Source organism: Shewanella sp. SG41-4, assembly GCF_014164505.1.
In the GTDB taxonomy this organism is placed as follows: Bacteria; Pseudomonadota; Gammaproteobacteria; order Enterobacterales; family Shewanellaceae; genus Shewanella.
The window spans coordinates 1-306 of record NZ_JACJFI010000770.1 but is presented as its reverse complement, the minus strand read 5'-3'; the positions used below and the strand labels follow the sequence as shown (position 1 = coordinate 306).

General features: G+C 41.2%; 1 pseudogene. It reads right to left on the bottom strand.

Annotation, left to right across the window (positions count from 1 at the left end):
- Positions 1–234 (bottom strand): annotated as a pseudogene (locus tag H5202_RS23760) (IS66 family transposase); the annotation flags it as partial.
- Positions 235–306: the final 72 nt, after the last annotated feature.

The following is a 306-nucleotide window of genomic DNA, read 5'->3' as shown; positions in this document are numbered from 1 at the left end:
GCTCTTATTTACGTTGGGCAACGCATGTTGCTGCTCAGCTTCGTTAAACGTGCCTTTGGCTACCTTTTCACTTTGTGATGAAAAACGTTTTGATTTACTTAAGTTGAGTTGTTCAATAAGCAGCTGAACTGTCGTTTTAAGCTCAGCAATTTCTTCTGCTTGTGCACGCTCTTTTACTTGCAGTTGCAGCAACATGGCTTTGAGTTGTGCTATATCATCAGGTAGGTCAGTCAAGGTGGCTCAGGGCTTAAAGGGTATCAATATCCTTAGTCTGACAGCGAAAAATGATCGTTCAAGTAGAAATTT